The sequence below is a fragment of the Vibrio sp. 1069 genome (genome assembly GCF_033340555.1).
The window spans coordinates 1-743 of the sequence record NZ_JAWOWP010000314.1 but is presented as its reverse complement, the minus strand read 5'-3'; the positions used below and the strand labels follow the sequence as shown (position 1 = coordinate 743).

Annotated in this window: 1 protein-coding gene; it reads right to left on the bottom strand. The window is 49.0% G+C overall.

Annotated elements, in window-relative coordinates; translation table 11 throughout:
- Nucleotides 1-743, bottom strand: a 743-nt coding sequence (locus tag R7040_RS26220) for an ABC transporter permease (RefSeq protein ID WP_318097545.1), incomplete at both ends; no start/stop codon positions are given.

The window sequence follows — 743 nt, the reverse complement described above, 5'->3', positions numbered from 1 at the left end:
AAAGCAGAGTATCGACGCCGTATGCACCTAAACCATCGGCCACCCCTCCAAGCGATAATCCCGTCACACTGAGAAGCTTTATCATGGCAGCGCTGCCAAATAACCCTAAAGCACATCCCGTCAAACCAAGGAACATGGTTTCTAACGTGATCAAAATACGAATTTTGTGTTGCTGCATGCCCACTGCCATCAGCACGCCGAATTCTCTGGTTCGTTCAAACACCGACATAAGCATGATATTGATGATGCCAAGCGTCATAGCCAACACGAACACCACCAGCATGACTTGGTTGGAGATATCCATCGAGCTCATCATAGTTGAAAGCAGGGGTTGAATTTCTAGCCATGTTCTTACCGTTAACGGCTTTCCTGAACCATCGTCGGTCAAGGTTCGGGTAAACGACACGATATTTTGCAACACGTCGTCATCATTGGCGTTGAGCAAAATGGCGATTTCATGCGCCCCCGCTATCCCTGCAATTTTCTCTAGGTCAGCTTTACGGACGTACACATTGCCGTCATCAAAGGTCGTGGACGGTGTTTTGAAGATGCCTTTCACTCTAAACGCAGCGCCAGAGACATCCCCATTGATATCGGAAAGCGTCAGAATGACTTTTGACCCGCCCCGTAGCTTCACTCTTTTCGCCGTCTTTCGCGATCCAAGAATGGGATTCCGGCCCTCTTCATCCCACCAATAACCCGCGATGATATGCTCAGAAAGCGGCGTTATCTTCTGCTCTTGT